We start from the raw sequence: 25,309 nt of genomic DNA, 5'->3' as shown, positions 1-25,309 counted from the left end.
CAATAATTAGTTGACAACTCGCTTATTTATTTTGAAATAACGCTTGCCTTGAAGTTAGTGCAAGGGTCTAGACTGTGTTTTGTGATCGAGATATGAAATCAGAGATAGGAGCAACAGAAGATGACAAAACAAACATGGTTAATAACGGGTGTTAGCAGTGGTTTTGGTCGTTCGATAACGACGCAATTATTAGCACAAGGTCAAACGGTGATTGGCACAGTTCGGAATACAGCGAAGGTACAAGATTTGATTGCAAAATTTCCTAATACTTTCATTTGTGAAACATTAGATGTGATGGATGTCCCAGCCATTCATGCACTAGTTGATAGAATTGCCAATGAACACACAATCGATGTTTTGGTGAATAACGCTGGTTATGGATTGTTCGGGGCGGCGGAAGAATTGAGTGATAAGGAAGTTGATAAGATTATCGCCACTGATTTGACGGGTTCCATCCAAATGATTCGCTCAGTACTACCTTACATGCGTGACCAACAACATGGTCGAATGATTCAAATCTCATCTTACGGTGGTCAGGTCGCTTATCCAGGAAATTCGATGTATCATGCCGCGAAATTTGGGATTGAAGGTTTTTGTGAATCCGTTGCGCAAGAAGTTGCGGCATTTAATATTGGCGTCACGATTGTTGAACCGGGTGGTGCTCGAACGGAATTTCGGTATGGTAGTGCGCGAGTGGCCGACTTGATACCAGCCTACGATGGCCCAGCCCATGCGTTTATGAAGATGCTCGATCCCGCTAACGGCTTAGCACCTGGTGATCCAGAACGGATGGCTGCGCGGATTATTGAGAGTGCAACCCAAACGCCAGCACCGTTGCATATGGTTTTAGGTTCTGAAGCATTGAAAAACACGATTCAACGCTTAGAAGAACGCATAGCTGAGTATAAAGGTGAAACTGAATTAGCAGCATCAACGGATTTTCCAGCTGGCGAATAAAATTTTACAAAACGGGTTGCTTTAGCATTACTCGAAGGGCTTAAACTGAATTTAACTTAAATAAAGAAGGCAAGTAACATGGCAAATCAGAAAGTAGCAGTTATTTATTATTCGTGGTCGGGAACCACCGAACGGGCAGCACAGGCGATTGGCCAACAACTTGATGTTGATTTAATTAAGTTGACGGTTGCGCCAACGACATTTTCAACGGATATGTATGCAACTTCGGCTATTGCGCAACAACAATTAAATGCAAATCAATTACCGGCATTAACGACTGAATTACCGGATTTAAACCAATATGACCTGATTTTAGTGGGTGGTCCAGTTTGGGGTGGGACGGTCTCGACACCAGTGCGATCGTTCTTAACACAGTTAAGTGATTTTAAGGGCATCGTTGCCCCATTTTACACGGATGCCGGCACACCGGGACAATATGAAGCCGACTTCAAACAGTTGTTACCAACAGTGATGACGGTTAGGCCCGGGGTTAGTTTGACACAACCAACATCAAATACCATGAAACCTTGGCTGAAAGCTGTATGTCAGTAACTGATAGTGACGAAGAAACACCGCGAATGGCTCGCGGTGTTTTTTAGCGCAATAATTGAGTTGAAAACTAAAAGTTGATTTTAACTGATTGTTTAGTTATTATTGATTCATGTTAAAAAGATATTAATATAATATGCTTAATGCAAGGTAATAAACAATCTTAAGCCAATATATTTAGAGATGAGTATTACATTTAAACATATTAGTAACTAAATAATCAGTTATTAAAGAAAGCGGAGATTTATATGACACAATCAGTCGCAATTATCACTGGTGCTTCAAGTGGGATGGGGAAGGCTGCTGCCGAATTATTTGCCCAAAAAGGATGGCAAGTTTTTGGTGGTGCCCGACATGTTGACGCTATTCCCCAACAAACTAATATTCATGGGTATCGATTAGATGTTACTGACCAAGATTCGGTCACCGCTTTTATGACGGCCGTTATGCAGGAAACAAAACGTGTGGATGTGTTAATCAATGTGGTTGGCTACGGTGAGTATGGTCCCGTTGAAGAAGTCGATGTTGCCGCAGTTGAAACCGAATTTCAAACAAATTATTTTGGGGCGGTACGAATGGTCCAAGCAGTTTTACCAACAATGCGACAACAAGAAGCTGGTCGGATCGTGACTGTTTCATCAGGAGTTGGCAATGTTTATATGCCAACAGGAAGCTATTATTCAGCGAGTAAGGCCGCGTTACAAATTTGGAGTGATACGTTGAATTTAGAAGTGCAACCATTTGGCATTCAGGCAACGGTTGTGATGCCAGGTGCGACCAAGACCAATTTTTTGCCAAAAATGGCTGCTAGTTTTAAACGTCATACCAATCCTGGATCAGCGTATCAGCCACTAATGGCGGGCGTTCAGAAGATGACGGCGGGGTATCAGGCCAACGCCACAGCGGCGGATTTAGCAGTGCTTTTCTACCGTGCGGCGACCGATAATAAGCCGAAGCTTCGCTATTTTAACACTATTTCCGATCGAATCAGTGTCTATGTTGCCCGAAATCATCCGAATTTATGGCATCGACTGATGACGCGCAACACGGCTAGGATGATGAACGCCAAGTAAAAGGAGGAAGCTCTTATGCAAGCTGGAACAATTTTAATGGCTGATGCTGTCGTATTGGTTGGTGCGGTTGCCGTATTTGGTCGACGCTTGATCAAAAATTACCGACGTAAGGTGACAACACCGGATGCTTATTTAATCAAAAATGTGGCCTCCGGTTTAGTTATTCGCCCACAAAATGCGGCAATTGAAGATGATGTGCCGATTATTCAATATACGCCACGAAATTGGGAATGTACCACATGGCAATTGATCGGATTAGGCGATGATCACTATTTATTGAAGGATTTATATACACAGAAGTCAATTGCGCCAGTTGATGACGTGGCAATGGCTGGGTCTTTGTTGGCGCAACGCCCCATTGGTGGTGATCCGCAACAGCATTGGCAATTTAATCAGTGTGAAGATGGAACTTATACGATTCAGTTAGCAGATACTAACTTGTTTATCACGAGTGTCAGTGACGCCGTTAATGAGCGACTTTGTTTACAACCGGTAAATGGCGCAACTAATCAACGGTGGACGTTAACGCCACAACAGCCAATTATTTAACCAACTAATTTTGAAGCATATTTATTGGGTTAACAATTGTTAAATACAAAAATAATTTTGTTCCAACTGTTTTATGTTGTGTAGCTGTTAGCACGTGTGACTAGTCTTTAATGCTAAAAATCTGTCGGTTAGTTAATAATGGCGGCATCATTGTTTCTAAGATGGATACAAACTCGGAGATACTGATTTCAAAATCGCTTTTAATCCATTGGTTAATTAAACCTAAGCCCAGTCCGGTCATTCCTGCTGAAATATAAGCTTGAGGTAAAACAAAAAAATCGGTCAGGTGTTTTTGTTCCCAAAGATCCTGATCCATTGACAGAATTTGATTTAAGAAGTCAGTGTCTACTGCTAAAAGTACGGTTAATTCTTCACGATGTGCATACAATACCGTACTCAAATGAGTGAAATAGTTGTGTATTGTTTGGTGATTGGTTAAATTCAACAATGCTTGAATTGGAACTTGATCCAATTGCTGCCGTAACTCTGCAATTAATTCAGTAACTATGGCAGTATGGACAGCATCAAGATTTTCATAATGATTGTAAAAAGTGGCTCGGTTGATGTTTGCTACTTCTAACAACTGTTTAACGGTAATTTTTTTGATACCATACTTAGTTGCTAACTGCCAATATGAACGCCGAATGGCCACTTCCGTTCTGCGAAAACGTAAATCTTTTTTTCGTTCAGTCATGTTCTACTCTCATCCTACTTTATTAAACTTTTTGTGTGTATTTGTTGGTTGGCTCTTTGTTTATCCGCATTTATACTGTAATAGTAAACAAAAGTTGATTATCTTTCAAGGCTAAGGAGAGTGTTATTATGGCAAAAGCACGTTTAATGAATCAACCACAGGATTTTGAAAAGTTCGGTATTGACCCACATATCGTTGCACCTTGGGAAGATGGCATTCGTAATACTGATGCTATAGGTAACAATGAAGTTTGGTACTTTGACGCTGATCTTGATGATGGTAGTAAAGTCATCGTTGGTTTTCGACCAAAAACTGTTGATGGTATGCAGAAGGGCGGCTTCGCACCAAATTTAAATTTGGCAATTACTAGGCCTAACGGTGAAACAACGCAAAACTTCACTTTTGCTTCTTTGGAAGATAGTACTATGAGTAAAGAGAAGTGTGACGTTCGTTTTGGTTCTGACTACTGCACTGGCGATTTTAAAGAGTACGACGTTCATGTTGACAGCATGGCGGATATTGCCTGTGATTTACATTATCGTGCGTTAGTAGAACCCTTCCGTCAGGGAACATCTAGTTTGGCATTAGGTGATAATGATGAGTTTTTCTATACTGATCTGAGTGTGCCTAAATGTGAAGTCACTGGAACTTTAACTTACGACGGGCAGACGGTGTCCGTTCATGGGCAAGGGTATCATGATCATCAGTGGATGAATATTTCACCGTTGGTAGCTTTTCATCATTGGTTATGGGGACGTATGTACACCGAAAAGTATGTTATTTATATTTATGATTTTGTTACTACTGAAAAATTTGGTTTCAAGCGACTACCATTTTTTATGATTGCTGATAACGAAACTGGTAAAATTATTTTTACAACTGACGGTAGCGTCTCTGTTAAGACAAAGTTGGAAGAGACATCTGTTGGTAAACCGTTTCCAAAGACTAGTCATTACGTTTTCCAAGATGGTGATAATCAGGCAGAGTTTAATGTAACCTGGCAAGACATTATTGAAATACGTGATATGTACGGCGATGCACCTAAAGATCATGCTGAGGCTGATATGTGGGCCAAAAAGGCGGTGTTAAGCGGTATGCAAAAGGCTGTTGGTGGGACGAAAGAACAATATGATCAGATGGGTATTCAACCGACCTATTTGCGATTTTTTGCTAACGGTGGTGTTAAGCTGATGCTTGATGGTAAAATTACTGAAAGCACTGGAACGATGCTTTATGAGTATAACTATATGGGACGTGTTGATCCACGTGCTGATGTTTAACCAGTTATTTCAGCATGAACTTTAGTTGGTCCTGCTACTATGGTCGTAAGTTATAAATTCGATTCGTCAAAATAATAATGCTTCGTCAACTTGTTGATGGAGAAAATAAGAGACAAACAATTAGTTTCCGATTTGTTTGTCTCTTTTTTTACGGATTTTTCTATTAATATGGTATAGCTATCTTGCCGTAATAACGGTTTGCAGGCCATAAAGTGGCGTTGTTTAAGGCGAGATAAAACTTAGCACTACTTAAAAAAGTTTTGAAAAAAGGCTTGCCTTGAAGTTACTTGAAGGGCCTATGATAAGGTCATCAACAATAAAGAAATTAATTGGAGGATTCACATATGACAAATGTTTTAATTATTGGTGCTACTGGAACGGTCGGAAGCACCACGCGGCAGTATTTTTTAGATCACACAGATGATCAATTAACTTTGATGGCACGTAACACACGACGTTTAGGCGCCATCAATGGTGCCCGTGAAAAAGTCATTACGGGCAGTGTCACTGATACGGCGGCACTTCAAACTGCTTTAGCCGGTCAAGATGTTGTGTTTGCTGCATTGAGTGGCAATTTACGACAAATGGCGCAAGCTTTAGTCGATGGGATGGATCAAGCTGGGGTTAAGCGTCTCTTGTTTATTACTTCAATGGGGATTTATGATGAAATCCCAGCTTCTGTTGGATCTAACGGCAATTTATCCAGTAATCCGGTATTGCAAACATATCGTGATGCGGCCGATGCGATTTCAGCTTCAGACTTAAACTTTACGACTATTCGTCCGGGCTGGTTTGATAATGGTGGCGATACTGATTATCAAGTAACGCATCGCAACGAACCTTTTGGTGGTCACGATGTGTCAGTTCAAAGTATTGCTGACTTGGTCGTAAAGTTGGCGCATGATGATCAATATGGATCACGTGATAGTCTCGGGATTAATCGGAAATAGGAAAAGATGCCACTACAAACTGCCTAACAAAGCCATGACGCTATGTTTCCTAATCATGTTTCAACCTTAAGACAAATCGATCTCGATAATTGATGTCATTACCGTGTTGTTACCATTTGTTAGTTGCCCTCAAACGTTGACAGCATTGAACTTGGTCAATACAATTATTCCTAATAAGTAGAAATTGTTCAAATAAGTTAGTCAGCCTATTTTGGGTATGTTTACTGAGATAGACTGGCTAATTTTTTACGCCAATCGAGGAATGACCACCAAGTCTTACCTTGCGAAATCGATCAAATGAATGGTAAAATTGCGTCAATACAAAAAATGGCTTAGCGTTATAGCTAGGCCTAAATAACTCAGGGTTTAGCTATAAATATATCACATTGTTGTCACGAATCTCGGAGCCGTTATGGAAACGAGGGGCGAACTTGGCCTTGATTCAGGAGGTTTTCCTTTGTCAAAGATGTCTAGTTCCAAGGTTTCTAAGTCTACTCGTTTCGCAATTTTTGGTGCTGCCGGGCTCGCATTTTGTGGGGTGCTTGTTGAAACGTCCATGAATGTCACGTTTCCAACCTTGATGCGGCAATTTCACACGTCATTAAATGCCGTTCAATGGGTCACTACTGCTTATCTACTGGCCGTGGCAGCAACGATGGTGGTGACGGCATTTATGCAACGCCGATTGACGTGGCGATTATTGGTCAATATCGGTGGTGGCGCTTTTGTTTTAGGCGGTGTGCTCTGTGCCATGTCTACCAGTTTGTGGTTGTTATTAGCTGGTCGTATTATTCAGGCGGTAGGGACTGGCTTTGTGATGCCACTAGTGTTTACGCAAATTATGCGACAAGTCCCAGTCGACGTACAGGGCCGATACACTGGGACAGCAGGGATGTTAATTGCCTTAGCCCCATCTTTAGGGCCAACGTATGGCGGGTTAGTCACCCAATTGGCATCGTGGCGGCTAATCTTTTGGTTGACGTTGCCTGTGGGGATTGTGGCGTGGCTGATAACCACGATGCATATTACACAACCCGCAGCACCGGAAAAAAGACGGTTTCCCAGTTTACAGTTTATCTTGATCATTGTGGCTTTAATGGCCTTAACTTGGTCGTTAAATAGTATTGGGACCACCGGCTTTTCGTTCTTGAACTTTTGGCTACCACTGCTAGTTACGGTTGTGTCATTGAGTGTCTGGGTTCTAGTGACCCAGAGGAGTGACCAGCCCTTAATAGACGTAGACATCTTTAAGAATCAGATGTTTAGTCGGGCAGTATCCATTTACTTTTGTATTCAATTTGTGCAAATTGGCCTAACGTTCTTATTACCAAACTTTACCCAATTAGCTCTAGGTAAAAATGCGTTGATGTCAGGGTTAATGCTGTTGGCAGGCAGTCTGACATCGGCCGGGCTGTCGCCATTAGCTGGCCGGTTGATGGATAATAATGGGATTAAACAGCCCGCTCGAATTGGGAGTCTCATCTTATTAGTAGCGACCGGTTGCTTTGCTGTTAGTCAATTATCAATTCCGTTAATTGTGCTCCTGTTTGTCGTTTTCCAAATTGGGTTTAGTCTACTATTCAATAATATTATGACTTTTGGGTTACAGCAGTTACCAGCGCATCAATTGGGCGATGGTAATGCGATTTTTAACACGTTACAACAATATGCGGGTTCGCTAGGAACTACGATTATGGCGGCTTTGTTGGCAACTGGTAGTACGCTGAAACCCCATGGTAGCTCATTTGTTCAGACGACTGCTGGGACACACTTAGCTTTGTGGTTAGGTGTCGTGGTCACGGTTGTTGTGTGTGCGATTGGGTTCAGTCTTAAAGATATTGCGAAAAATTAAGTAACTAGTAAAGCCCTCAAGATTGAGTTTAATCTTGAGGGCTTTACTGTCTGGCGTAATTTATGGATTAACAACAAACTTTGGTGTGTCATCATGGCTACTCAAAAGAACATTGTTAGCCACAATTTCAGCCATGGCGTCACGAGCTTCAACAGTCGCGTTACCAATATGTGGGGTTAAAATAACGTTTTTCAATGCTTTAAAGCCAGCATCAACATCTGGTTCATTTTCATAAACGTCTAAGGCAGCACCCGCAAGTTGCTGATCTTGAAGGGCAGTTAACAACGCTGCTTCATCGACAATGGGACCGCGACCAACATTAATTAACATCGCTGTTGGTTTCATTTGTTTGAATACGGCGGCATCAAATTGATGCTGCGTTTGTGGGGTCAAGGGTGCGTTGATACTGATGAAATCACTGACTTTAATTAAAGATTCGAATGGGTGGTACGTCACTTGTAACGCTTGTTCAGTTTCAGTATCCAAACGATGGCGTGAAAAGTAGATCACCTTCATGCCCAACGCTGTTGCCTTTTTAGCAACTTCGCGGCCAATATTACCTAGGCCGAAAATACCAAGGGTTTTGCCTGCGATTTCATGACCAAGAAAATAGAGGGGTGCCCAACCAGGAAACCCAGTTTGACGCATTTGTTGATCGCCTTCAACGATGCGATGGCTGAGGGCTAAGATTAAGCCAAAAGTCAATTCAGAAACGGCATTTGTTGAAACTTTTGGCGTGTTGGTGACTAGGATGCCCTTTGACTTTGCGTAGTCGACATCAATGTTGTTAAAACCAGCACCAAAGTTTGCGATGAGTTTCAAGTTAGGGGCACTATCAATGATGGCCTGATCAACTTGAGTTGAGAGCGTGGTAATCAGAAAATCAGCGGTTGCGGCTTCGGTTAATAGTTCAGCGTGAGAAATTAAGCCGTCACCCTGATAGACACCAACGGTTAATTGATTGTCGGCTAATGTTTTTTCAACGAGTGCCGGCATTTGAGCGGTTAAATAAACTTTTGTCATGATGATCCTCCTGTAGATTGATATCCTAATCATAGTTGTGAATGATCAAAATGACAAACCTAGACTTTTTGATGCTGTTGCAAAGTTAAATTTGAGATTAGTGGCGAGATTAGAACTATTACGGTACAATGGTGACGCCGGTAATGGGGCCTTAACCCTTGTTTACCGGCGATGGCCACGCTTTCTGGTAAGTTAGCAAGCCATCATCTTAGGCGGGACTATTTTGCACTGATTTTTTGGCCGCCGGTTAGGAGTTTAGTTGGATACGTTCTTCAATAAAGTCAGACATTGCAGAGGGGTATTTATCATGAAGTTGAAACAAGTGCTACCATTGGCGGGTTGTTTACTAGCTACCACCGCCTTAATGTCCGCTTGCAGTCAAACTAAAACGACCAGCAAGCAGACCAGCACCGCCGCCAAAGTGGCGAAAGCGACCAAACAAACGGTCACCAAAACCGATGTCACCAATGCCAAAAAGCTGTTAATTAATCAGCATAAATGGCGCTATAATGCCAAACACAAGGTTTATTACCAAGTAGGTATTAAGTATGGGACCAAGACGACGAGCAAGACTTATGAATCGATGGGAATCTTTATTCCCGCTAAATATGTCACCGCTAAAGCTAGTGGTAACAAGACTTATCGTCTAACATTTAATAATAAGGCGAAATTGAAGGGGTATACCGCTAAAACGGCCCCAATTGTGATCCCGGTGAATACACCGGGATATGCAGCCCAAGCAGCACCAACTGGTTATGACAGTAGCTCGGCTAAGTATACTAAAGCTGGATTTATCTATGTCGCTGCTGGGTGTCGTGGCTTGAGTCAAACCGACAAATCCAATGGCTCCTCACCATGGGGCGTTACGGATTTGAAATCAGCCGTGCGGACGTTACGGTTGAATAGTTCCCGAATTGCCGGTAACACGAATCGCGTCTTTACGTTTGGTCACAGTGGTGGCGGCGCGCAAAGTGCGTTGATGGGTGCGACTGGTGATAGTAAGAAGTACACAAAGTATCTTAAGAAAATCGGGGCGCCATTAGCCACGACTGCTGGTAAATCAACCAGTGACGCGATTGCTGGGGCGATGGCTTGGTGCCCGATTACCAGTTTGGATACCGCTAATGAAGCCTATGAATGGAACATGGGTCAATATGCGACAACAGGTACGCGGAAGTCCGGCACTTGGACCAAAGCGTTGTCGAATGATATGGCTACTCAATATGCAAGCTATATCAACAAGCTTGGCTTGAAAGATAGCAACGGGCAAACGTTGAGCTTAACTAAATCTTCAACGGGGATTTACACGACGGGGACTTATGCTACTTACTTGAAAAAAAAAGTGGAACAGTCACTCAATAACTTCTTGAAAGATACGACGTTCCCATACAAGGCTACCAGTACGGAAGGACCTAGTGGGGCGGCAGCGCAAACCGGGACTAAGAAGTCTGGTAGTCTGCCAAGTGGCACTAAACCATCTGGGACGGCTAAGTCTGGGAAGATGCCTTCTGGCAGTAGCGGTACGGCCATGGGCAGTCAATCAACCAGCAGTGGTAAAACTTATAAGACAGCTAAGGCTTATATCAAGTCGTTGAATAAGAATGGCACTTGGATCACTTATAATGTCAAGAAAAATACCGCGACGATTACCAGCATGAAGGCGTTTGTAAAGCATTGCAAGACCGCGTCTAAAGATGTCGGTGCTTTTGATGGCTTAACCCGTCAACAAACTGAAAATCAATTATTTGCGACTAGCGGTAGTTCTGCCAACCATTTTGATTCGACGATTAGCAAACTATTAAAACAAAATAGTGCGAAGTATGCGAAGTTGAAGAATTATAAGGCAAGCTATGCGAAGGCGTATCAAAAAGATTTGAAGAAGACCGATGCCCTGGGGAGTACCATGCAGCAACGGTTGAATCTTTATAATCCAATGTACTACTTGACGAGCTACTATGATGGTTATAATACCAGCAAGGTTGCGAAATACTGGCGGATTCGGACTGGGATCAATCAAAGTGATACGGCTTTGACCGTTGAAACCAATTTGAAATTAGCCTTGCAACAAAACAAGCAAGTGAAAAGTGTTGATTTTGCGACGGTTTGGGGTCAAGGTCATACCGAAGCAGAACGCACGGGGAATAATGAAACGAACTTTATCAAATGGGTCAATCGGAGTCTAAAATAACTGTATTTTAAAGCAAAGTCTAAGTCGTTGATTTCAGCGACTTAGACTTTGTTTTTTTAGGTTAATCGTCAGCGGTATTTAGAGCTATAAAAAGCGTTTGGCCGTTGTTCCGAACGCTTTATTTAAGGGGGGAGATCGGTTAAATTGGGGATTGCTTGGTTTGAGGATGATAATCGTTAGCCATGATGCGACTGGTTATGAGTGCCTGATATTCCGCGAGCGATAATACGATGACATCGTTGTCCGGCGTCGGCGTTGTAATGAGTAATGGCTCAGCCTGATCATTGACTAACTTTAGATAGGTTGTTAATTTTTGTTGAAAAGCGATTGATTTGATCGCGCGCATGTTAAACATCCCCTTTATAATTAAAGTGTACGTTGACTTGGTACATTCATCAAAAAAAGCAGCGCTTAATTCAGTGATAGACCAGCGTTAATTGCTGAGCATTGTTTTGAATATGAACTAAGTATGTGTTGATGAATAGCTATAACCAATAAGCATAGTTATCCCATTAAAGAAGGCATTAGACAAACTGACAGTAAGCGCTTAAACTGAGATTAGCTTAAACTGATGCGGAGGGTATGTCATGGAATACACGACAATTAGTAAGACGGATATTAAGGTTTCTAAACTATGTATCGGGGCGATGAGCTTTGGTAAAGCTGGGACGATGCATGATTGGACATTAGATGCGGATCAAAGTGCGCAAGTCATCGATCATGCTCTGGATTTAGGGATTAACTTTTTTGATACGGCCAATACGTATTCGGTTGGGACTAGCGAAGAATATCTCGGTCGGGCGCTTAAACAAAAAGTAGCGCGCGATAAAGTGGTGATCGCATCAAAAGTGTATTTCAATCCTGGCCGTTTATCTAAAGCCGCCATCAATCGTGAAATCGATGGCACCTTAAAGCGGTTAGGCACGGATTATCTAGATCTTTATATCATTCATCGGTTCGATTATGAAACGCCGATTGAAGAAACGATGGCGGCGCTTGATGGCTTAGTTAAAGCTGGTAAAGTCCGGGCGCTGGGTGCATCGGCAATGTACGGGTATCAGTTCTATAACATGCAACTGGCGGCCCGCGATCACGGCTGGACGCCGTTTTCAGCGATGGAAAATCATTATAATCTCCTTTATCGGGAAGATGAACGAGAATTAATTCCTTTATGCAAACAAATGGATGTTTCATTGATGCCATATAGTTCATTAGCTGCCGGGCGATTGGCACGGCCAAATTGGGATGCCAATACGAAACGCAGTCAAACTGATCGCGTGGCAATGGGAAAATACGACCATACGAAGGCCTATGATCTCAAGATCACTGAACGTGTGCATGAACTAGCGACAAAGTACGGTGTCACGATGGCCCAAATCGCGGTGGCTTGGCAGTGGGCGAAGGGGATTGCGTCACCGATTATTGGCGCGACGAAGACGAAATATTTGGACGATGCCGTGGGTGCATTTGAGGTTCACTTGACCGCTGAAGATGTGGCCTACTTGGAAGAACCCTACGTACCACACAAAGTGATTGGCGCGATTGATCATAATCCGGCAGCGGGTGTGGTTTTGTTGGATGCTGATAAAAAGTAATTAAAAAAATGGTTGTTTTTCACTAGGCAAAAGCTTAATGAAAAACAACCATTTTTAATCATACCAGTTAGGCTTTAATATGTAGCCAATGTGTTAATTTAGGATTCATATCGGTGTACCAGTTAACGAGTCGCCCGGTGATTAAGGCGGAAAGAATCGTCCCTTCACGAACACCAACTAGGCCATGGAGCCCGACTAAAGCAATGATGATGGCGACAACCACCATTGACGCATCACACCAAACTTTTGCGCGTGGGAATGCTTTTTGAGTCGCAATCGCCACAGCTGTTGCTAGTCCTTCACCAGCCATTAAAATGGTGCGGGAGTTGACTTCAAAGTAGACGCCCCATGCCAAAATGAAAATACTGATAAAGGTGGCAATGAGTTGGGCACCGTAGTTATTTAGTGGTAGCCATCGGAGCCAATCAGTAAATAAATCAATTAAGCCACCAAAAATAATTGATGGAATTAATTGAAGCAACGCCCAAGGTGAAAATTCCCGGCGTAAAAAGACTAGTTCCAAAGCAATGAGAACGAACATGAAGATGATAGTCATTTGACCAATCGTGAGTGGTGTTAAGATGCTCATGACATTTGGAATACTGGAAATAGGCGATGTGCCTAGACCAGCTAACTTTGATAACGCGACAGCGATGGCCATGAGGATCAGCCCCAAGGTTAGGGTCAAATAATGTTTAATAAAAGATAATAGCTTTAACGTGATGCATCAGTTCCTCTCAAACGGTTTTGCAAGGTCTCATAAATGGCGGCTAATTGGTCACTGGTTGTTTGCGCATCGGCTTTAGGTGTGGCCGCAAACAACGCCGCCCACCAATTAGCCATAACTTGGCGAATTTCATTGGCTTGTTGCTGACCCAAAACGGTTAGCGCAATTAAATGGGCACGACCATCGTGGGGATCGGCGGTTCGAGTGACCAGTTGCCGAGTAACGAGATCGCGTAAATCCCGCGCAACTAAACTAGGATCTAAGACCATCTGTTGGGCAATTTGGCGTTGTGAGATATTGGGATGATCGCTGATGAAAAGTAATAAATCACCTTCAGTCGCCCGGATATCCAAGGCAGCAACTTGTTGATTAAACTCGTTTTTTGATTGCCGGTAAATGCTAGCAATATACTTGTTAAACGGTGCAATTGTGACCATAAATGAGATACCTCGCTTAAATTAGTGGACTTATCCATTAAATCGCTAAAAATTTAGTTTGTCAACTTGTGCTTGAGGTTGTTGTGAGCCCTAAAAAAACAGTCGTTAGCTCAGATGGTAGTGCTAACGACTGTTTTTTAGGATGTTAGCTAAAGGTTGAAAGTTAAATGTATTGGTCGAAACCTTACCAACATTGACTTAAGTTGGATTAAATTTGTCACCTACGCCAGTCAGTGATTCTGCCGGCTGTGGGGACCGGTTCCAGCCAAAGTGCGGGCTTCCACCTCGCTTTTGAGCCTAGATAAAACCGCTAGTCTCAAAAGTCGTCCACAGCGTTCCGGCTCAATGTGGGCGAACGGCAGGTGGCAAGTATGACTAGTTTTGATCGATGAATGCTTATCATGTCAACGATTATTGCTAAAAAGTAGCTTTCAACCTTTAGAATGTTAGTTAAAAATTCGTTCAATGCCTTTTAACCCGGACCGTATTTCAGCCAATTCAGGTGCACGTTGATGTTGCAAAATGTAATCGAAATCACTCATCGCAAGGTTCACCAATAAGTAAATGGTGAAGTTGTCAGCGGATAGATGGAAGACTTGTGTATAGTAGTCACTAAATAAACGGCGACATTGCGCATCAAAGCTATTTTGACCTAAATTAATTTGGCGTAATAAGATAATTTTTGCATTATTGTCATTAAATAGTCGAACGAGTGAGTCACGGAAGTATTGATAGTGATTAAATTCAGGCTCATGTTGTTTCACGAGGCTGGTTTTTAGGGTCGTTTGTAGATCACTGATAACATCGGTGATGACAGCCTGAGCCAAGGTATATAGACTGTCATAATGAGCGTAAAATGTTGATCGGTCGATTAAACAACTTTTGGTGAGTTGCGTAATGCTGACTTGATCAAATGCGGTCGTTTGTAGACTAGCTAAGAAGACCCGTTTAATGTCATTGTCGGTACGTTGATAACGATGATCAGCCATGGAAACAACTCCTTTTTTAATTACTTTTCCAACACTTGTAGTTTAACACAACAAACATCTTAATATCGTGGTTCTGATTTAACGTTATTTTGGTTATGATAATCTCATCAAAAACCTAAGGAGTGATTGGTATGACTGAATTAAAAATTGAAGTTACCATTGATGGGACCCCGGTAACGCAAGCAGAATTGGCGAAGGTCCAAGAAAGTCGGATCAAGCATGTCTTAAATGAAATGAAAACGTTGGGCGCAGCTATTGCCGAATCGCATACGGAAATTAACTGGCTCTCTTATTCTGACGCTAAACAATTACTACTAACCACTAAAGCAAAATATGCAGATTTGGCTGAGATGAAGGCTTTGTATCAATCACCACTGGCGAGTTCGGATCGGTTTTGGAAGGATGTAGCGGCTAAGTCGAACGGTACGGCCGACTTACAAGAAGGGCAAGTTATGATGCACGTGGAAGGTATCACGATGCCACAATTACAAAAAGTCATGGGTGCGGAACTCGGTAGTGTTTTTGCGGCGATTATTAATCCCGAACACTTTTACTCAGTCGGTAATACGGTTACGGGTCAACATATTATTGAAACATTTGGCTGTTTTGGTGAACCGACCGAAATGACACTGTATCCAGAAAAAGGTGATTTTAAACCAACAACGCCTGATCCATCATATCCCATTCAGATGGGTGGCTATGTGGCATTAGCAAGTGATGACGATGATCTTGGCCGTGGCTGGCGAGCGTATCACCAAATTCGACCAACGGCGAACGGGTTTGATGCGATCTTAGCCGCCTATCTGCCATCGGCCACTCCAACTGAAATTATCAATGGTCACAAGTGGCATTTAGCGGTTGAATTTTCCGAAATGGTGAAATACGCGGTTGCCAATGGCTAAAATTAGTGTGTAAAAATAATGACGATCGCCAGTTGAGGTGACCGTCATTATTTGGTTAGTAATGCGACTTGGGTTTTAACGAGCTGCTGATTGGTTTCAGTCAAGGCGTCATATGTGATCTGATCATCATGACTAAACCAATAGACATAGGTATTAATGAGACCCGAAGCTAAAGCACTCAAGATCAAGCTATCAGTAGGGGCAGCCTGTGAAGTTAATAAGGTATCACAGAGCGTCTCGAATAGCATTTGTTGTAAATCTTCAACTAAGTGGTGTTGTTGGCGGTTTAAACAAAGGTACTTAAAGCCGTCAAAATTGGCCATCAGGATTTTATCAAAGGTCTGTACGAGATTGTTGAGATTGTGCCGTTCACCAGCTAGTGAATTCGCGACTTGATCAGCGAGTTGTAATTGATAGTCTTCAAAAATGTCACTGACATGATCGTAGTGAATGTAAAATGTTCGTCGATTGATCTTGGCAGTACGGCACAGGGCGGTTACGGTAATGGTGTCGATGGTTTGTGTTTGTAAGAGGCTAAACAATGCCGTTGTTAAGGCCTGTTTGGTTTTGATAACGCGTTGATCCAAAAAAATCACCTTTTCATTAGTTAATACACACTTTTATTAAAAATGATGCTAAAGCCATTATATAAAAGCTTATGCTAATACACAAAGCTTTAGTTGAGTTGAAGGAGCGTGTATAAAATGTGGCAATTTTTAGATAGTTTATTTGCAACGTATCATGGCACTACGTATCAATTACAGGATTTTGTGAGGGCTTTTAGTACGAGCAATCCGCACTTTTGGTCGACTTTTTGTGTCGCAGGGTTAACCTTTGCGATTGGCTTTGTTGAGTATATTTATAGTTTTCGCTTGGTTAATCGGGAGGGTAAGTCGCCATATAACTTTTTGATGCATTCGTATTATTTTGCGATTGATTCGATGGGAATCTTCGTATTCGCCACCGCATCGCATGCCGTTGGTGGTTTCTGGATTTTCCAGTTTGCGGCGGTGGCCGAAGTCGTGTGGACCTTGTTTGAAGTTTATAATTTGGTCAAGTGCGTCTATGTAGAACGTGAAGAAATCTGGGGTAAAGATGTCACCGTACGTGATGCTTGGTGGCGCGTGGCTGGTTGGTTAGTCGTGATGATTCCGACAGTTAACTTGTTTAGAATCTTCATGAATGATCCCGCAATGCTTAAATGGTATATCTTCACCAATATTTTGATGGGCATAATGCCTGGACTGTATTGGGAAAAGCGCGGCACGCAATTAGGCGCGTCAAAAGGGTTAGCAATTGTCATTATGATTGGGACGATCAACTCGTTTTTACCAACGAACATGTGGGCTGCGGTCAGTTCATATTTTAGTGTTCAGAACAATCCGTGGTTCTATGTTGTTGGGGTGGTCGCGATTGCCTTTTCAATCCGGTCACTACTGGTCTTACATCGTTTGCCGGATAAGCCAAAAGTCTTACCAAATGGAAAGAAATCTATTTGGTAGGATGTTAACTAAGTCACTTGGAATTGATGAATCAATTTTGGGTGGCTTTTTGTGTCATGTCATCTGTTCGTAAAATATGATGATCTTTTGACTTTTTTGCCATGTTTCTTTGACTTAACTTGTTAATGCGTAAACGCAGTCACATAATAAACTTGTTAGATCAGTAAATTAATTTACAGGAGGTTTTTGCACATGGCAGATCAATTGGTTTTAGAAACGCAGAAGTGGTTGAACGCCACATATGGTGATGTTTCTGGTTTTGGTAGCGTTCCCGAAGATGGCTTTACAGGCTGGGATACCGTTTATGGATTAACTCGTGCACTGCAACACGAATTGGGCATCACCGACCTAGTTGATAATTTTGGGCCAACGACTGCAAGTCTTTTTGATGAAATTGCTGATGAGATCGTTCCTGGTTATTCTGGCAATATCGCCTACATTATTCAAGGTGGGTTCTGGTGTAAAGGGATTGATCCAGTCGCGTTTGATGGTGAGTTTTCTTCGGATACTGAATCTGCGGTATCAACGATGAAAGAATATGCCGGATTGAGTGATACTTCTGGGACACTTAATTCACAATTTATGGCCGCTTTACTTAATATGTCGGCCTTTACGTTGGTGGCTGATGGTTATGAAAAGATTCGGACCATGCAGCAACAACTTAATCACGACTACTTAGCTTATACTGGCATCTTGCCGTGTGATGGGATCTATCAACGTGATACGAATACAGCCCTTTTATATGCGTTACAAGCCGAAGAAGGATTGGATACCGACACGGCTTCTGGTACGTATGGTCCAATGACGCAAGAGTTAACGCCAACGGTCTATGAAGGTGATACTAATAACTTTGTTCGTATCTTGCAATGGGGATTATACGTTAATAACCAAACCTACACGGGCGATTTTGATGGGACTTATTCACTAGATGTCTCTAGTGCGGTGTCAACTTTTGAAACTGATATGGCCTTGCCATCGACGTCAGGTGCTTCGGCCGGATTAGATGTCTTTATGAGTCTGTTAACTTCGGCCGGTAATCCTAATCGTGCGGCGGTTGCGTGTGATACGTCACATCAAATTAATGCAAGTGAAGCCGCTGCGTTAAATACTGCTGGTTATGAATATGTTGGCCGCTATTTGACTGGAACGGCCGGCACTGGTGATAATGAAGTTGCTAAAAATCTTACCACTACTGAAATTAGTACACTCACTGATGCTGGTTTGAAGATTTTTCCAATTTATCAAGATGGTGCTTCTGACTCAGAAGACTATTTTACGGAAGCTAAAGGAAAAAGTGATGGTCGTAAAGCTGGCTTAGCTGCAATGGAATTAGGTTTCCCAGATGACGCGATTATTTACTTTGCCGTTGATGTTGATATTCAAGATGGCGATATTGCGGGAACAATTGCACCATATTTCACTGGTGTCGCCAGTGGAATTGCTGGCTTTGACTTTAATGTCGGTATTTACGCCACTCGAAACGTTGTCAATACGATTATTACTGATGGTTTAGCGGAAAAAGCGTTTGTCTCTGACATGTCGACTGGTTTCTCAGGTAACCTTGGATTCGCGATGCCTACTGAATGGGCTTTTGATCAATTCAGTGAAGTGGCTTTCGATGACTTTTATATTGATAAGGTGGCTTCTAATAGTAGTCGCTCGACTGCGGTTAGTGATTTTACAGCCGGTGGTGCTGTTGGTGGCGCTGATGATTTAGCAAAAATCAATGAAATCATTTCAGATTTGGGAGATACAGATAGTATTTTCAATTTCGTGAAAGACGTTAAAATTGAAGCAACCAGTGAAGAATATAAAGTGACGACGCCGGCGATGGATCTATCATTAAAGGTTGATCTTGAGGGTAGTATTAGTGACGACGATGGCGATACTTCGGTCACGTATAACGTAAATGATGGATCTGTTCATGTAGATCTTGGAGATGATATTTCTCAGCTGCTAACAGAAAATACTGCCGGTTTTACAGATACGGCGGTTACTGCTTCTTTAGATAGTGTTGGATCTGTTATAAAAAACGGTGAGATAAAGAATAAGATAGATGTAAGTGCAACGGCAACTACTATTACGTTTAAACTTGATTCGACCTTTGAACATGAAAGTAATAATGGTAAAACGTATGAAATTGAATATGAAATCACTTTAGTAGTAAGTTTTCATTCAATTATTACGCCCTTGCCGGACTGGATTACGGCCACCGAAGCTGATGCGCATAATTCTGCATTGACTGAGATACAGGGAGATGCTGTAAGAATTATGGAAGGTGCGGCAGTTGTGGTTGGTTTAGCAATTGGTGCGATTGCTATAGCCGGACTTATTGCGAGCGGCACATTTGTTGTAGGTTACTTGGTGGATGCTGTTGCACTAGCGGTTGGGGCAATCTAGTTAATTATCAAGGCAAGGAAAGACCGGAAAATATAATTAGTGTTAATTTGATACGGTTGTTGTAAAAGATAATGAGCATTTTAAACAGAAGTAAGTATAAAAATTGCCAAAATAGTCATAAATACGAAACTAGTTGTACATTATTTAAATAGTAGCATAGCTCGAACAAAAGATAATAGTATATAGAAAGGAGACAATTGTGAATACAGCATCAATAACATTACTAAGTGTTTGGCTATTCTTATTGGTAGTGATAATAGTTATGACAATAATTGATTTAATAACGCCTAAAGTTTTTAAACCCGGAGATAACTTGAACCGAACTGAAAAAAAGCAGGTTAAACGCACTATCGCTGCTGGACCACTTGCTGAGTATAAGCATAATCGATTATTTAGAACGAGTATTTATGGTGGTATCTTATCAATTCTGATCTATCTTTTTGCCTTGTTTGCAATGGTGTTAGATCATTTTGTACTTTCTATGGGATTAATTGCATTAGCAGCCGCCTTATACCCGTTTTTAGGAGTTATGCTGCCAAGTTTTCAATATAAATATTGGTTAAAGCATGAGCCTTCTGACTTTACGTTACTAGCGCAAGATAAGTTTTCTAAATTTATCATTTTACGAGTTATTCTTACGGCATGTGTGATAGGGCTCTTTTTACTACCAGCAGTTTTCTATGAGCAGTTTCTAGCGATCTTTGTAGCGATAATTTCAAAAATCATGGGTTATTAGGTAGCGTTATATGGCTGATTGCTAGTTTGTTCGTGGTGGAGTAGTGGTCCATAATAATATCATCAATAAGGCTGAGATCATTGAAAGGAACTTTCTCGTACAGTGTTCACACTGGTGCCTGGTAAAAGGTTTTGATTTAAGCAGGTACTAGCTAAAAGTATTCTTGAACAACTATCGACAAGAGGAGATGTTATGTTAGTTTTTACATGGCTCTTTATTTTAATGGGACTAGATATTATTAGTTTAATCATTATTTCAGTGTTCTTACTAGTTATTGGAAATATCTTTAAGGTTAATCATAATAATGGTGATCGAAATTTCAAGCGGCAAATCCTTGTTGATGTTAAACAAATGAATCCAATAGTGGGACGCTGTGGCCTAGTTTCTGGGTTAATAATACTTGGTTTACTTTTAGCATATATCGCATTAATATTTTTGCACAAGTGGATTCTAGCCTTTCTGGTAGTTTCGTTTATCCCGTTATGCCAATTTGGTTTAACTGTAATTCCAATAAGCTATCGTTACAATCATTGGGATGAAAAACCTGTTACTTCAGTAGATCTAGTTGACAGAAAAAGATTCAGGCTGATTATTACGCTCAGAATCATTCGATTATTGTTAATATGGTTGCTTTTTCTTACACCAGCGGTCACATTTTGGGTTGTCCAAATTATCATTGGTATATATTGATCTGAAATTGGTGACTGAGCTAAAACGGTCGGTTTAGATACTGGCCGTTTTTCTTTGGAATGAATTTAAAAGGATTAAATAATGTTTGACAGTTTTTATTTGGTTCTTTGAACTGGACAGCAATTGTAATTTTGAAGGGAGAATGAGTGATGCAGGATAGGATTCTAGCAATGATATTAAGTTGTATTCTTGCGATGGTGATCATGTATTTTATCGTAGTAACTATCATTTTGACGTTTTTTCGGAGTTTCCATATTACAGTCGGACGATTACATTTTAAAGCAAGACTGAGTGTTCGGAAGCAGTATATCTGGGAGCCAGTTAAGAATGATGAAAAAATTCGTAAAGCGTTCATTGGCTACACGATTATAGGTATATTGGTTGTTCTAACGACTGTTGGTCAATTTTATGTGATGGCCTACGGGTATCCAATTGAAACGGCGGTGATCGCCTGTTTTATATATATATTAGCGTGGTGGTCTAGCAGGGCGGCCTACATGCAAAGAAAATATTGGGAAGAACATGCATCAGCAAATAAAGAATTTACATTAGCTTCTAAAGATGTTTTTAAAGTAAGGATGGCGTTATTTAAGAGTGCGCTTGTTGCGGAGATGGTTATGAGTCTAACCTATATGATATACATGCTGAATTACGGTGTCTATTATTGAAAAGGCTAACTAATATTTATACGTATATTTGGTTCATCACGTCATAAAAAATCTTAAAAATAATACCAAACCCGTTGTGATTAGTAATGATTAATCACAACGGGTCTATTTGTCTTGTCTAAAAGTTGGCTGCTATCACTATTAATGAGGATCATCACGATTAATCTGAACAAAATCATGCAAAAAATCAGCCGTCTTTTTCCCCGGGAATTTAGTGCTCAATAACCCATAAGGCACGGTAGTATCGGTCTTTAACGGAACCGTCACTAAGTTTGGATGAATGTTTTTCCACGGCGTTAACGTAATCATGGCAATATTTTCTTCGACGGTTTTGTTAAACGTATTGATATCATAGCGACCGGGCGTATCGATGATTTGAATATCAGGGACCGCAGCTAATAGTTGGTGCCGGACTAGGTCATTTTTTTCGCTAATGCCAGTTGGTACCATTAAGATTTTTTGACCGGCTAGATCACTAAATGAAATGGTCGTCAGCTGAGCCAGTGGATTGTCGCTGCGAATGGCAATACCAAAGTGATAAGTGCCTAATTGAATGGCATCAAATGATTGCTTCAAGGTTGTATTGTCGAAGGTACCGACAATCAGATCACTACTGCGACCAAGCATGGCATATTCGCGGTTACTAGAATTAAGATCTTCTTGTAACTGCACCAACCGGATTTGAAAGTTAGTCATCATCGGTGCCACGCGAGTCCATAATGTCATGAATGGATCAGCCGGATGCAGTAATGATGTTCCTAATTTAATGATGCGTTTATCATCAGTGCGAACTTGCCGCGTTTCTTCAATGGCGGTATTCAATAAATCAAGTAGTTGTTGAACATAAGGTTGGAATTTCTTGCCTTGTGGGGTGAGCTTAACCCCAGTCGGTGTTCGAACAAACAGTTTTAAGTTGAGTTCAGTTTCTAAGCGATTAATTTGCTTCATCACGGCGGTCCCCGAGATAAAGCTCTGTTCACCAGCCTTAGTAAAGCTGCCATATTCACAAACACGTAAAAAAGTTTGTAATTGAGTGATATCCACAAAAATCATCTCCTTAAAGTTAGTATGAACTTTTTGTTGATGGTAAGTCAACTATTGGATTCTTCACGGCAAGGTAGTATCCCCCTATACTAGTCATTGTTGCAAGATGAGCAAATGGAATGAGGCGAGCAAGTGAAGCAAAGAAATCTAGCTGTATTTATAGGAAGTATTGCTATTTTTGTTGGATTAGTCTTAGGGATGATTGCCAATCAGAGTCAACAAACAAATACCAAAGTCAAACCGGCAACCAATTCAGCGGTGGCGGCAAGTAGCCATACCAGTGTTCTAAGTGTGAACCAAAAGGCACTAACCGAGCAAGACGTTATTGGGGTTTGGGTTAATCACCACAACAAAGAGATTCATCAAAAGATCACCTTTACTGCGGATCATCAATGGCAAGAGAATCAACATCATGTGGCGAATATTTATTCTGGTACTTGGAAACTTGTGGGTCATCACGAGATTTCTTTAGCCCCATATGGGGAAATAATTCGATTGTCCGGCAAGGGTTTCAAGACGATGAACGTTTTAAATTACCATCATATTTTAACTAAACAAAGCGATTAATTAGGAGGAGACAACGATGTCAGTTGAAAATAAAGTGATTGTTATTACCGGCGCTTCGTCAGGAATTGGGGAAGCTAGTGCCAAGTTGTTAGCCAGTCATGGCGCCAAAGTCGTTTTAGGGGCGCGTCGAGAAAATCGGCTGGCCGACTTAGTCATGGAGATTAAGGCCCACGGCGGAGAAGCGGTCTATCGGGTGACCGATGTGACCAAGCCAACTGATCTAATCGCACTGGTTAGTTTAGCCAAGCAAACGTTTGGTGGGATCGACGTGATTTTTAACAATGCAGGGATCATGCCAACGTCTCCAATTAGCGCACTAAAGACTGACGAATGGGCGGCCATGATTGAGGTTAATTTGAACGGCGTTTTAAATGGGGTTGCGGCGGTGATGCCTGATTTCATCAAGCAAAAGCATGGCCAGATTATCACGACTTCATCGGTTGCTGGCCTAAAGAGTTTTGCCGGCTCCGGCGTTTATGGAGCCACAAAGTTTGCGGTTCGTAATTTAATGGAAGTTATTCGGATGGAAAGTGCCCAAGAACACACGAACATTCGCACCACTAGTTTGTATCCGGCGGCGATTAACACTGAACTCTTACACACCATTACCGATGTTAATGCCAAGCAAGGCATGAATCATTTATATGAGTCAGTCGGGATTACGCCGGATGCGGTGGCGCGCGTGGTGGACTTTGCGGTTGCCCAACCCGATGATGTTAACGTCAATGAATTTACGATTTATCCAACCAAACAAGGCTAAGCCATCTAGAAAGAAGGTAAATGAATGAAAAAGGTTCTTTTATTAGGTGCAACCAGTAATATTTCAAAGTATCTGATTCCGTTGTTACTAGAACAAGACATCGACTTAACGCTATTCGCACGTCAAGCGACCCGCCGGTTAACGGCCTACCAACACAACGAACAAATCACGCTAGTTGATGGCAATTGGAATAATCGTGATGACTTGGTTCACGCCATTGCTGGCCAAGACATTGTTTATTTAGCTACAGGTCATTTTACGACGGCTAACGAGAATGCGGTGGCGGCAATGAAACAGAATCACGTCAAACGCTTAATCGTTGCCGGTGGTTTAGGGATCTACGATGAGGTAGTTGGTAAGTTTGGGGCGTGGAATGCGCAGATGATGGGTGATTACACCGAAATCAAACGTGCGGCCAAAGTCATTGACGATAGTGGCTTGAATTATACATTCTTACGGATGGCTTGGCTATATAACAATGATCAGCACATTGATTATCAGGTGATTCCAAAAGGTGAGCCGTTTAAAGAGACACAGGTGACTCGCCAAGCTGTAGCAAACTTCATTAATGAACTTATTCGGAATCCGAAACTGTATCAACGAACGAGTATCGGCGTGGCCGAACCAAATACGGCTTGGGATAAGCCATCATTTTACTAGGAGGTTAGGTTGATGCAACTTAAAGTACCGTTAAATCAAGGTTATTTAGCTGATGTTTATACGAATAAGGTCAGTGCGACACGAAACAAGCAACCAATTGTGTCTTTTCCAATTGAAATTCAGGCGATTCCTCAAAATACCAAATTTTTGGCAGTGTCTTTAATTGATTATGATGCGGTGCCAAGAACCGGTTTTCCATTTATCCACTGGCTAGCTACCGATATCCCGATCATGACCAAAATTCCGACTGACTTTAGTCGTCACTTTGAGGGTCCTCAAGGTCAAACATCTTGGATGTCACGGTTTTATCAGTTAAACGACTCATATTTTAAAAATCATTATGCCGGTCCCAATCCGCCAGAACAATCGCATGACTACACGTTAACCTTGTTCGCGCTTGAAGAACGGCTTGGTTTAGCAGATAGTTTCTATTACAACGATTTTCTAAAAGCCTTGACCGGAAACGTGTTAACGCAAGCGAGTAGTCAAATCTCAGTTAAGTCATCATTAGATTAGG

At 41.7% G+C, this 25,309-nt stretch carries 27 protein-coding genes; 19 read left to right on the top strand and 8 right to left on the bottom strand.

Features of this window, described 5'->3' with window-relative positions:
* Positions 1-120 precede the first annotated feature (120 nt).
* The 4 genes from FFM84_RS03410 (at position 121) to FFM84_RS03395 (ending at position 3,128) form a co-directional block, all read left to right on the top strand.
* Positions 121-957 (top strand): SDR family oxidoreductase, encoded by an 837-nt coding sequence (locus FFM84_RS03410; RefSeq protein WP_130843397.1) that lies wholly within the window; start codon positions 121-123, stop codon positions 955-957.
* Positions 958-1,035: 78 nt separating this feature from the next.
* Complete coding sequence (locus FFM84_RS03405) at positions 1,036-1,509, top strand: flavodoxin family protein (RefSeq protein WP_130843398.1); 474 nt, start codon at positions 1,036-1,038, stop codon at positions 1,507-1,509.
* Positions 1,510-1,754: 245 nt separating this feature from the next.
* The gene (locus FFM84_RS03400) at positions 1,755-2,579 is read left to right on the top strand and encodes an SDR family oxidoreductase (RefSeq protein ID WP_130843399.1); all 825 of its coding nucleotides are present in this window, start codon (positions 1,755-1,757) and stop codon (positions 2,577-2,579) included.
* A gap of 15 nt (positions 2,580-2,594) precedes the next feature.
* Positions 2,595-3,128, top strand: coding sequence for an RICIN domain-containing protein (locus FFM84_RS03395; RefSeq protein WP_130843400.1), 534 nt, complete (start codon positions 2,595-2,597; stop codon positions 3,126-3,128).
* Between the two features lie 100 nt (positions 3,129-3,228).
* On the opposite strand, the gene FFM84_RS03390 is transcribed toward FFM84_RS03395, so the two are convergent.
* Positions 3,229-3,822 (bottom strand): TetR/AcrR family transcriptional regulator, encoded by a 594-nt coding sequence (locus tag FFM84_RS03390; RefSeq protein WP_130843401.1) that lies wholly within the window; start codon positions 3,820-3,822, stop codon positions 3,229-3,231.
* A gap of 128 nt (positions 3,823-3,950) precedes the next feature.
* Here FFM84_RS03390 and FFM84_RS03385 point away from each other — a divergent pair, with 128 nt between their 5' ends.
* The 3 genes from FFM84_RS03385 (at position 3,951) to FFM84_RS03375 (ending at position 7,904) form a co-directional block, all read left to right on the top strand.
* Positions 3,951-5,102: a lipocalin-like domain-containing protein gene (locus FFM84_RS03385; RefSeq protein ID WP_130843402.1), complete on the top strand. Its 1,152-nt coding sequence runs from the start codon at positions 3,951-3,953 to the stop codon at positions 5,100-5,102.
* Between the two features lie 344 nt (positions 5,103-5,446).
* Positions 5,447-6,052 (top strand): NAD(P)H-binding protein, encoded by a 606-nt coding sequence (locus tag FFM84_RS03380; protein WP_130843403.1) that lies wholly within the window; start codon positions 5,447-5,449, stop codon positions 6,050-6,052.
* Positions 6,053-6,518: 466 nt separating this feature from the next.
* Positions 6,519-7,904, top strand: coding sequence for a DHA2 family efflux MFS transporter permease subunit (locus FFM84_RS03375; RefSeq protein ID WP_130843894.1), 1,386 nt, complete (start codon positions 6,519-6,521; stop codon positions 7,902-7,904).
* Positions 7,905-7,964: 60 nt separating this feature from the next.
* Here FFM84_RS03375 and FFM84_RS03370 read toward each other — a convergent pair whose 3' ends face one another.
* The gene (locus FFM84_RS03370) at positions 7,965-8,927 is read right to left on the bottom strand and encodes a 2-hydroxyacid dehydrogenase family protein (protein ID WP_130843404.1); all 963 of its coding nucleotides are present in this window, start codon (positions 8,925-8,927) and stop codon (positions 7,965-7,967) included.
* Positions 8,928-9,234: 307 nt separating this feature from the next.
* Between FFM84_RS03370 and FFM84_RS03365 the strand changes: the two genes are divergently transcribed.
* Positions 9,235-11,115, top strand: a complete 1,881-nt coding sequence (locus tag FFM84_RS03365; protein ID WP_130843405.1) for a subtype A tannase — start codon at positions 9,235-9,237, stop codon at positions 11,113-11,115.
* Positions 11,116-11,254: 139 nt separating this feature from the next.
* On the opposite strand, the gene FFM84_RS03360 is transcribed toward FFM84_RS03365, so the two are convergent.
* Positions 11,255-11,461, bottom strand: coding sequence for a type II toxin-antitoxin system Phd/YefM family antitoxin (locus FFM84_RS03360; RefSeq protein ID WP_130843406.1), 207 nt, complete (start codon positions 11,459-11,461; stop codon positions 11,255-11,257).
* Positions 11,462-11,702: 241 nt separating this feature from the next.
* Here FFM84_RS03360 and FFM84_RS03355 point away from each other — a divergent pair, with 241 nt between their 5' ends.
* On the top strand, positions 11,703-12,710 hold the full coding sequence (locus tag FFM84_RS03355) for an aldo/keto reductase (protein WP_130843407.1): 1,008 nt from the start codon (positions 11,703-11,705) through the stop codon (positions 12,708-12,710).
* Between the two features lie 67 nt (positions 12,711-12,777).
* Here FFM84_RS03355 and FFM84_RS03350 read toward each other — a convergent pair whose 3' ends face one another.
* The 3 genes from FFM84_RS03350 to FFM84_RS03340 form a co-directional block, all read right to left on the bottom strand.
* Positions 12,778-13,398: a YczE/YyaS/YitT family protein gene (locus FFM84_RS03350; RefSeq protein ID WP_225425225.1), complete on the bottom strand. Its 621-nt coding sequence runs from the start codon at positions 13,396-13,398 to the stop codon at positions 12,778-12,780.
* 26 nt (positions 13,399-13,424) lie between these two features.
* Positions 13,425-13,874 carry a MarR family winged helix-turn-helix transcriptional regulator gene (locus tag FFM84_RS03345; protein WP_130843409.1) on the bottom strand — a complete coding sequence of 150 codons (450 nt, stop codon included), beginning with the start codon at positions 13,872-13,874 and terminating at the stop codon, positions 13,425-13,427.
* A 446-nt stretch (positions 13,875-14,320) separates the two neighbouring features.
* Positions 14,321-14,863, bottom strand: a complete 543-nt coding sequence (locus FFM84_RS03340) for a TetR/AcrR family transcriptional regulator (RefSeq protein ID WP_130843410.1) — start codon at positions 14,861-14,863, stop codon at positions 14,321-14,323.
* Positions 14,864-14,994: 131 nt separating this feature from the next.
* Between FFM84_RS03340 and FFM84_RS03335 the strand changes: the two genes are divergently transcribed.
* A complete protein-coding gene (locus FFM84_RS03335) occupies positions 14,995-15,765 on the top strand; it encodes a hypothetical protein (RefSeq protein ID WP_130843411.1) in 771 nt (256 codons plus the stop codon).
* Positions 15,766-15,812: 47 nt separating this feature from the next.
* Here FFM84_RS03335 and FFM84_RS03330 read toward each other — a convergent pair whose 3' ends face one another.
* Complete coding sequence (locus FFM84_RS03330; RefSeq protein WP_130843412.1) at positions 15,813-16,352, bottom strand: TetR/AcrR family transcriptional regulator; 540 nt, start codon at positions 16,350-16,352, stop codon at positions 15,813-15,815.
* 117 nt (positions 16,353-16,469) lie between these two features.
* Between FFM84_RS03330 and FFM84_RS03325 the strand changes: the two genes are divergently transcribed.
* From FFM84_RS03325 to FFM84_RS03305, 5 genes are all read left to right on the top strand, one after another.
* Complete coding sequence (locus FFM84_RS03325) at positions 16,470-17,267, top strand: hypothetical protein (RefSeq protein ID WP_130843413.1); 798 nt, start codon at positions 16,470-16,472, stop codon at positions 17,265-17,267.
* Positions 17,268-17,459: 192 nt separating this feature from the next.
* On the top strand, positions 17,460-19,667 hold the full coding sequence (locus tag FFM84_RS03320; protein ID WP_225425226.1) for a glycoside hydrolase domain-containing protein: 2,208 nt from the start codon (positions 17,460-17,462) through the stop codon (positions 19,665-19,667).
* A 199-nt stretch (positions 19,668-19,866) separates the two neighbouring features.
* Entirely contained in the window at positions 19,867-20,403 is a 537-nt protein-coding gene (locus tag FFM84_RS03315) for a hypothetical protein (RefSeq protein WP_130847612.1), read from the top strand.
* A 192-nt stretch (positions 20,404-20,595) separates the two neighbouring features.
* Positions 20,596-21,093 carry a hypothetical protein gene (locus tag FFM84_RS03310; protein WP_130843416.1) on the top strand — a complete coding sequence of 166 codons (498 nt, stop codon included), beginning with the start codon at positions 20,596-20,598 and terminating at the stop codon, positions 21,091-21,093.
* Between the two features lie 149 nt (positions 21,094-21,242).
* The gene (locus FFM84_RS03305) at positions 21,243-21,761 is read left to right on the top strand and encodes a hypothetical protein (RefSeq protein WP_130843417.1); all 519 of its coding nucleotides are present in this window, start codon (positions 21,243-21,245) and stop codon (positions 21,759-21,761) included.
* A 141-nt stretch (positions 21,762-21,902) separates the two neighbouring features.
* Here FFM84_RS03305 and FFM84_RS03300 read toward each other — a convergent pair whose 3' ends face one another.
* A complete protein-coding gene (locus FFM84_RS03300) occupies positions 21,903-22,814 on the bottom strand; it encodes a LysR family transcriptional regulator (protein ID WP_371852218.1) in 912 nt (303 codons plus the stop codon).
* A gap of 123 nt (positions 22,815-22,937) precedes the next feature.
* Here FFM84_RS03300 and FFM84_RS16285 point away from each other — a divergent pair, with 123 nt between their 5' ends.
* From FFM84_RS16285 to FFM84_RS03280, 4 genes are read left to right on the top strand one after another with little or no spacing between them, the layout of a single operon-like run.
* Complete coding sequence (locus FFM84_RS16285) at positions 22,938-23,372, top strand: hypothetical protein (RefSeq protein WP_225425227.1); 435 nt, start codon at positions 22,938-22,940, stop codon at positions 23,370-23,372.
* A gap of 16 nt (positions 23,373-23,388) precedes the next feature.
* The gene (locus tag FFM84_RS03290) at positions 23,389-24,132 is read left to right on the top strand and encodes an SDR family oxidoreductase (RefSeq protein WP_130843419.1); all 744 of its coding nucleotides are present in this window, start codon (positions 23,389-23,391) and stop codon (positions 24,130-24,132) included.
* A gap of 24 nt (positions 24,133-24,156) precedes the next feature.
* Positions 24,157-24,792 (top strand): SDR family oxidoreductase, encoded by a 636-nt coding sequence (locus FFM84_RS03285; RefSeq protein ID WP_130843420.1) that lies wholly within the window; start codon positions 24,157-24,159, stop codon positions 24,790-24,792.
* Positions 24,793-24,804: 12 nt separating this feature from the next.
* On the top strand, positions 24,805-25,308 hold the full coding sequence (locus FFM84_RS03280) for a YbhB/YbcL family Raf kinase inhibitor-like protein (protein ID WP_130843421.1): 504 nt from the start codon (positions 24,805-24,807) through the stop codon (positions 25,306-25,308).
* Position 25,309: the final 1 nt, after the last annotated feature.

Source organism: Lactiplantibacillus mudanjiangensis (genome assembly GCF_005405385.1).
GTDB lineage: Bacteria > Bacillota > Bacilli > Lactobacillales > Lactobacillaceae > Lactiplantibacillus > Lactiplantibacillus mudanjiangensis.
This window is presented reverse-complemented; position numbering and strand designations above follow the sequence as displayed.

Excerpts from the sequence above, each read along its gene's own strand:
- FFM84_RS03310 (WP_130843416.1), top strand. The coding sequence starts at position 20,596 with ATGTTAGTTTTTACATGGCTCTTTATTTTAATGGGACTAGATATTATT.
- FFM84_RS03290 (WP_130843419.1), top strand. The coding sequence starts at position 23,389 with ATGTCAGTTGAAAATAAAGTGATTGTTATTACCGGCGCTTCGTCAGGA.
- FFM84_RS03300 (WP_371852218.1), bottom strand. The coding sequence starts at position 22,814 with ATGATTTTTGTGGATATCACTCAATTACAAACTTTTTTACGTGTTTGT.
- FFM84_RS03320 (WP_225425226.1), top strand. The coding sequence starts at position 17,460 with ATGGCAGATCAATTGGTTTTAGAAACGCAGAAGTGGTTGAACGCCACA.
- FFM84_RS03400 (WP_130843399.1), top strand. The coding sequence starts at position 1,755 with ATGACACAATCAGTCGCAATTATCACTGGTGCTTCAAGTGGGATGGGG.
- FFM84_RS03340 (WP_130843410.1), bottom strand. The coding sequence starts at position 14,863 with ATGGCTGATCATCGTTATCAACGTACCGACAATGACATTAAACGGGTC.
- FFM84_RS03335 (WP_130843411.1), top strand. The coding sequence starts at position 14,995 with ATGACTGAATTAAAAATTGAAGTTACCATTGATGGGACCCCGGTAACG.
- FFM84_RS03305 (WP_130843417.1), top strand. The coding sequence starts at position 21,243 with ATGCAGGATAGGATTCTAGCAATGATATTAAGTTGTATTCTTGCGATG.
- FFM84_RS03280 (WP_130843421.1), top strand. The coding sequence starts at position 24,805 with ATGCAACTTAAAGTACCGTTAAATCAAGGTTATTTAGCTGATGTTTAT.
- FFM84_RS03380 (WP_130843403.1), top strand. The coding sequence starts at position 5,447 with ATGACAAATGTTTTAATTATTGGTGCTACTGGAACGGTCGGAAGCACC.
- FFM84_RS03390 (WP_130843401.1), bottom strand. The coding sequence starts at position 3,822 with ATGACTGAACGAAAAAAAGATTTACGTTTTCGCAGAACGGAAGTGGCC.
- FFM84_RS03370 (WP_130843404.1), bottom strand. The coding sequence starts at position 8,927 with ATGACAAAAGTTTATTTAACCGCTCAAATGCCGGCACTCGTTGAAAAA.
- FFM84_RS03405 (WP_130843398.1), top strand. The coding sequence starts at position 1,036 with ATGGCAAATCAGAAAGTAGCAGTTATTTATTATTCGTGGTCGGGAACC.
- FFM84_RS03395 (WP_130843400.1), top strand. The coding sequence starts at position 2,595 with ATGCAAGCTGGAACAATTTTAATGGCTGATGCTGTCGTATTGGTTGGT.
- FFM84_RS03285 (WP_130843420.1), top strand. The coding sequence starts at position 24,157 with ATGAAAAAGGTTCTTTTATTAGGTGCAACCAGTAATATTTCAAAGTAT.
- FFM84_RS03365 (WP_130843405.1), top strand. The coding sequence starts at position 9,235 with ATGAAGTTGAAACAAGTGCTACCATTGGCGGGTTGTTTACTAGCTACC.
- FFM84_RS03385 (WP_130843402.1), top strand. The coding sequence starts at position 3,951 with ATGGCAAAAGCACGTTTAATGAATCAACCACAGGATTTTGAAAAGTTC.
- FFM84_RS03325 (WP_130843413.1), top strand. The coding sequence starts at position 16,470 with ATGTGGCAATTTTTAGATAGTTTATTTGCAACGTATCATGGCACTACG.
- FFM84_RS03355 (WP_130843407.1), top strand. The coding sequence starts at position 11,703 with ATGGAATACACGACAATTAGTAAGACGGATATTAAGGTTTCTAAACTA.
- FFM84_RS03410 (WP_130843397.1), top strand. The coding sequence starts at position 121 with ATGACAAAACAAACATGGTTAATAACGGGTGTTAGCAGTGGTTTTGGT.
- FFM84_RS03375 (WP_130843894.1), top strand. The coding sequence starts at position 6,519 with ATGTCTAGTTCCAAGGTTTCTAAGTCTACTCGTTTCGCAATTTTTGGT.
- FFM84_RS03360 (WP_130843406.1), bottom strand. The coding sequence starts at position 11,461 with ATGCGCGCGATCAAATCAATCGCTTTTCAACAAAAATTAACAACCTAT.
- FFM84_RS03345 (WP_130843409.1), bottom strand. The coding sequence starts at position 13,874 with ATGGTCACAATTGCACCGTTTAACAAGTATATTGCTAGCATTTACCGG.